Below are 4,998 nucleotides of genomic sequence, written 5' to 3' on the forward strand. Positions count from 1 at the left end.
CTCCCGCCCCGCCCCTGAAAAGCCCAACTGCGTCACGCCGACCCGTACGCGCCCCTCTGCAGGTGAGTCCGGATCGGGTCGTGGCACGAAGGACGACGGCCGAAAGGCCGTCCTTTCAGCCCTTCCCGCCGGACGGCAGGCAACCGCCCCGACCGGCGGTGACGGCCGCTTCCCCGTGGCTTGGCTGTGCATCCGCGCACCCCGCGGCGCCACCCCCACCGCCACCTCGAAGTGCCTGTGTGGCCGTGACCGCAGCGCCGTCGGCCACCGCAAGGTGCTCGCCCTAATCACCGACCACGAAGCCCACCGCGACACCTGCCCGCTCCGCACCACACAGGAAAGGAGGAACGCCGCATGACCAGCACCACCACGCCCGAGCCGTCCATCGACGGCGCGGCCCTGCTCGACGAGGTCGAAGCGTTCCACCGCCGCTTCAACGTCTTCCCCACCGAACACGCCTACGTCGCCGTCACGCTCTGGGATGCGCATGCCCACCTGATGGACGCGCTCGACGGCACCGCTCGCATCGCGTTCCTGAGTCCCGAACCGGGCTCGGGGAAGTCGCGGGCTCTGGAGATCATCGAGACGCTCACCCCGCGCGCTGCGACCACCGTCAACGCATCCGCCAACGCCCTGTTCCGGCTGGTAGCGGCCGATGCGGGAACGCCGACGGTGCTGTTCGACGAGATCGACACCGTATTCGGCCCCAAGGCCGGCGGGAACGAAGAGGTCCGCGGGTTCCTCAACTCCGGCTACCGGCGCGGCGCCAAGTCCCTGCGCTGTGTCGGAGAAGGCTCCGAGCAGAAGGCAGGCTTCTTCGATTCGTTCTGTGCGGTCGCCATGGCCGGACTCGGATCGCTGCCCGACACCATCCTGACCAGGTCGGTCATCATCCGCATGCGCAAGAAGGCCCCCAACGAGACGTGCGAGCCCTACCGGCGCCGCGTCCACGAGAAGCAGGGCCACGCCCTGCGCGACCGGCTAGCCGAGTGGACCGCCACCATCCACGATGAGATCGCCGAGGCGTGGCCTGAGATGCCCGAGGGCGTCACGGACCGGCCCGCCGACGTGTGGGAGCCACTGCTGGCGGTCGCCGACGCGGCCGGCGGGCACTGGCCCGAGCGGGCCCGCGCCGCCTGCATCGCGCTCATCAAGGCCGCTTCGCAGGGCGATGACGCATCCCTGGGGGTGCGCCTTCTGACGGACCTACGCGACAAGGTGTTCTGCGGCTCCGACCGCATGCCCACCGCCGCGATCCTCGAAGTCCTCCTGAAGCTCGATGACGCCCCATGGGCCGACCTGAGCGACGACGGTCAGAGCATCAAGCCACTCACCGCACGCGCCCTGTCCAAGCTCCTGAGCCAGTACGTGCGCCCCGACAACAGCCCCATCAAGCCCCGCGGCATCCGGGTGGGCAGTGGCACCCCGAAGGGCTACTACGCGGAAGACCTCAGCGACGCCTGGAACCGCTACTGCCCCCCTCACCCTGAGAAGTCCGCAACATCCGCAACGTCCGCAACATCGCAGGTCAACGGGGGTGAATCTGTGGCGGAAGCCCCTTCCGAGAGCCGCCACATGTCCGCGGAATCCGACACACGCCAGCTCCGCATCGCTGGCTGACCAGGCCGAACCCCACAGTCCCGCCGCGCCGCCCGGCGCGGCGGGACCTATCCGCAACAGAAACGGCATCCGCCACAGATTCAAGCCGCTGACCAGCAATGTTGCGGCGTGGCGGATGTTGCGGATTCCCCAGAAGACAGAAGAGGAGTCACGAAGGTGTCGAAGGAGAGTGGACTTCCCCCGAGCTATTCGGCTGCGGAGGTAGCGATATCCCTGGGGTGCTCGGAGTGGTGGGTGAAGGAGCAGGTCCGCCGACGGCGCATCCCCTTCCTGCGGAGCGGTGGCGGTTACCGCTTCACGAGCGATCACGTTCGAGAGATCTTCCACATTCTTGAGGAGCGGCCCAGTTCGGCAAATGCCATCGAGGGCGAAGTCGTACCCCGGCGCCGCACTGCGGCGCAGCCCGTGGGGCCAGTGGTGAGTCTCCGTGCGCGCCGTCCGCGTCGCGCACGGAACGCCGCCTGACAGAACAGCCGATCACGAGGGGTGGAGGCCAACCATGGCCTCCACCCCTCGCTTTGTCGCGAGAGGTAACCATGGGCTACGGCGAGAAGCGCGCCGATTACTACCGAGGCCGGTACTGGATTGCAGCCGGCGTGCTCCGCACCGTGGTGGACGCCAACGGCGCCACGATTCGATTTGCCACCAAGCGCGAGGCCGCGAAGGCAGCGAACGACGCAGAGGCCAAGGTCAGAGAGGTCGGCTATCGCGACCCGAACGCCGGTAAGGAAACCTTCGGCGAGTACGTGAACCGGTGGTACGCGGCACAGGAGTTGGCCGCATCCACCATGCAGAACTACAAGCGGCACATTGAGGAGCACCTCCTCCCTGCCTTCGAGGACAAGGCCATCGCCGACATCCAGCCCACGGACGTCGGCGCCTGGGAGAAGAAGGAGCGGAAGCTCTACGCCGCGTCCAGCGTGAAGACCTGGCACGGCACGCTGCACCTCATCCTCGCCGACGCCGTGGATGAAGGACTTCGAGACTCCAACCCGGCCACCAAGCGGCGCGGCCGAGGCAAGCGCGCCGGCCGCTCCCGGAACCGCGGCCCCGAGAAGGTGGTGACCGACGCTCTCGGAATCCTGCTGACAGCCGAGCGCGCTTCGCTGCTGTCTGGCCGTGACGACGAGTTCGTAGCCGTGGTGCTGAAGGGCTACACCGGTATGCGATGGGGCGAAATCGTCGGGCTAGAGCGCAAGTTCGTCCGCCCTGCCTCGGTGCGGGTGGAGTGGCAGCTCTACGAACTCGATTCGGGGGAGTTCGAGCGCTGCCCGCCCAAGGACGACTCCTATCGGACCATCGACACGCCCAAGTGGCTGTCCGGCTTGGTTGCAAGCCATATCGCCCGGACCGAGTCGGCACCCTGCCCGTGCCACGACCACGCCTACGTGTTCCGTGGCCACGGTCCCGCCAATGGCGCTGCCCGGCACGTCGGCGCAAAGCTGGTCGACGTCGCCCGCCGTGCCGATGTCTCCCCGGCAACGGTCTCGAACGTGCTGAACCGGCCGGGCGCAGTCGCGGAGCGGACGCGAACCAGGGTGGAGACAGCCATCGCGGAACTCGGTTACGTCCGTGCGGGCCAGTCAGCAGAGACGGCGTCGCACTGGCGGCGGACCGGATTTGCGACCTGGTTGTTCCAGCCGGCCACGACAGGCTGGTACCCGAAGAAGGCCCCCCAGGAGGCGCGCCCTGTGCCGGTGATGGCGGACCCCTGGCCGGGAGTGCCGGCGCGGGGCCGGAACGCCTCTGGCAGGGCGGACGCGTGCTGGCTTCCGATCGCGCGAGGCCTCACTCCGCATGGGCTCAGGCACTCTCACAAGACGGTCATGGAGGAGCTCGGAATCCCGCCCAAACTCATGGATGAGCGCCTCGGGCACGAGGACGGTTCTGTGCAGGCGCGCTACTCGCACATCACCGCGCGGATGAGGAATCGGCTCATGGACGAACTGACCGAGCAGTGGCAAGAGTCGTTGGCGGCACGGTCTGCCATGCACCCGCGGTCACCGGTGCGCGCGCTCGATGCCTTGCTGAGAGCGCGCCAGGGGTGAAGCTCGGGGAGTGGATTTCCTTGATCCACTCCCCGTTCACTCCCCAGAGGCCCCGAGAAACGAGTCAGGGCCGGTTTCCCGCGAAGGAAAACCGGCCCTGACCTGGTATTTCAGCTGTCGGGGTGGCGGGATTTGAACCCACGACCTCTTCGTCCCGAACGAAGCGCGCTGCCAAGCTGCGCTACACCCCGATTGTCGCTGCGTGTCGCGGCGACGTCGTTTACTTTAGCCCACTGGTGGCTGGAGACGAAATCCGGTTTTCCGGGAGGCCGCAGGGGCGCCGCGCTGTTGCGTTACTCCCGTTCCACCAGCGTCAGCAGGGATGCCTCAGGGGGGCAGGCGAACCGTACGGGGGTGTAGCGGCTTGCGCCGCAGCCTGCCGAGACGTGGAGGTGCGCCGTCCGGTCGTCCACCGTGTGCGTGGACAGGCCCTTCACTCGGTCCGTGTCCAGGTCGCAGTTGGTCACGAGCGCGCCGTAGAAGGGGATGCAGATCTGGCCGCCGTGGGTGTGGCCGGCGAGGATCAGGGGGTAACCGTCCGCGGTGAAGGCGTCCAGGGAGCGCAGGTACGGGGCGTGCACCACACCTATTGAGAAGTCGGCCGATTCCGAGGGGCCGCCCGCCACGCGCGCGTACCGGTCCCGCTTGATGTGCGGGTCGTCCACGCCGGTCAGCTCCACCGGCACGCCGTCGATCTTGAGCGTCCCGCGCGTGTTCGTGAGGTTCAGCCAGCCCGCCGTGTCGAAGCCGTCGCGCAGCTCCTCCCAGGGGTTGTGGACGACGCCCACCGCCGGTGCGTTGCCGTTCAGGCCGTGGCGGCCCTGGGCCTTCTCCAGCAGGTAGCGGGCGGGGTTGCGCAGCGTCGGGCCGTAGTAGTCGTTCGAACCGAAGACGTACGCCCCCGGGAACTCCATCAGCGGGCCCAGCGCGTCGAGTACTTCGGGGACGCCCTCCGGGTCCGAGAGGTTGTCCCCGGTGTTGATGACGAAGTCGGGGCGCAACCCGGCCAGCGAGCGCAGCCAGCGCTGCTTCTTGCGCTGTCCGCTCACCATGTGGATGTCGGAGACCTGGAGTATGCGCAGCGGCCGCATGCCTGATGGCAGCACCGGTACCGTCACCCGGCGCAGTCGGAAGAAGCGGGTCTCGAAACCCGCCGCATAGACCAGCCCGGCGGCGCCCGCCGCCGCGATCCCCAGAGGTACTCCGTATCGCGCTCGCATACGTCCATCGTGTCAGACCCGCAGGACACCTCGTGCAGCCTGTGGATAACCATGGTCGGGCGCGGGCGGACTCCGGGTTCCCACCAGCCCGCCCCGCCACGCCCCGGCCA

3 protein-coding genes and 1 tRNA gene are annotated in these 4,998 nt (G+C 68.2%); 2 read left to right on the forward strand and 2 right to left on the reverse strand.

From position 1 onward, the window contains the following. Positions 1–354: 354 nt before the first annotated feature. Positions 355–1,620 (forward strand): DUF3631 domain-containing protein, encoded by a 1,266-nt coding sequence (locus tag FNH08_RS44295; protein WP_152777171.1) that lies wholly within the window; start codon positions 355–357, stop codon positions 1,618–1,620. 536 nt (positions 1,621–2,156) lie between these two features. Continuing rightward, the gene (locus tag FNH08_RS44305; RefSeq protein WP_152777172.1) at positions 2,157–3,668 is read left to right on the forward strand and encodes a tyrosine-type recombinase/integrase; all 1,512 of its coding nucleotides are present in this window, start codon (positions 2,157–2,159) and stop codon (positions 3,666–3,668) included. A gap of 117 nt (positions 3,669–3,785) precedes the next feature. On the opposite strand, the gene FNH08_RS44310 is transcribed toward FNH08_RS44305, so the two are convergent. Then, positions 3,786–3,859 (reverse strand) — tRNA-Pro (locus FNH08_RS44310). A gap of 102 nt (positions 3,860–3,961) precedes the next feature. Next, positions 3,962–4,888: a metallophosphoesterase gene (locus tag FNH08_RS44315; protein WP_152777173.1), complete on the reverse strand. Its 927-nt coding sequence runs from the start codon at positions 4,886–4,888 to the stop codon at positions 3,962–3,964. Between the last annotated feature and the right edge of the window lie 110 nt (positions 4,889–4,998).

This window comes from Streptomyces spongiae, assembly GCF_009377185.1.
GTDB lineage: Bacteria > Actinomycetota > Actinomycetes > Streptomycetales > Streptomycetaceae > Streptomyces > Streptomyces spongiae.

Excerpts from the sequence above, each read along its gene's own strand:
- FNH08_RS44295 (WP_152777171.1), top strand. The coding sequence starts at position 355 with ATGACCAGCACCACCACGCCCGAGCCGTCCATCGACGGCGCGGCCCTG.
- FNH08_RS44305 (WP_152777172.1), top strand. The coding sequence starts at position 2,157 with ATGGGCTACGGCGAGAAGCGCGCCGATTACTACCGAGGCCGGTACTGG.
- FNH08_RS44315 (WP_152777173.1), bottom strand. The coding sequence starts at position 4,888 with ATGCGAGCGCGATACGGAGTACCTCTGGGGATCGCGGCGGCGGGCGCC.